Below are 523 nucleotides of genomic sequence, written 5' to 3' on the forward strand. Positions count from 1 at the left end.
CACGTCTTCGATTCCGAGCTGCTCGACGAGCGCGCCGTCGCGCATCACCGCGACACGGCTGCAGAGGAACCCGACGACCGCGAGGTTGTGGCTCACGAGGATCATCGTCAGCCCGCGCTCGCGATGCAGCCGCTTCAGCAGATTGAGGATCTCCGCCTGCACCGATACGTCGAGCGCCGACGTCGGCTCGTCGAGCAGCAGCACGCGCGGCTCGACGATCAGTGCGCGCGCGATCGCGACGCGCTGCCGCTGGCCGCCCGACAGCGCCTTCGGCTTGCGTTCGAGCAGCGTGTCGAGCTGCAGGATGCGCGCGGCGTCGCGCAGCTTGCCTTGATTCGCGGCCCACAGCGGCGATTCGTTCATGTAGCGGCCGCGTACCGCGATGATCGCGAGCGCCGGCACCGCGCCGAAGATCAGCGACGCGCGCCACAGCCAGCGCGCGTGCTCGGCGGGCAGCGCGAAATACAGCCCGAACACGATCAGGAAGCACACGGACGACGCCGCGTACCACATCGGGCACCAC

At 69.2% G+C, this 523-nt stretch carries 1 protein-coding gene; it reads right to left on the reverse strand.

The window, feature by feature from the left end; translation table 11 throughout:
- Window positions 1-523: ATP-binding cassette domain-containing protein (locus ACU8YE_RS24300; protein ID WP_446929935.1), on the reverse strand; the 523-nt coding region annotated here is incomplete at both ends.

This window comes from Ralstonia sp. VS2407, from assembly GCF_052950655.1.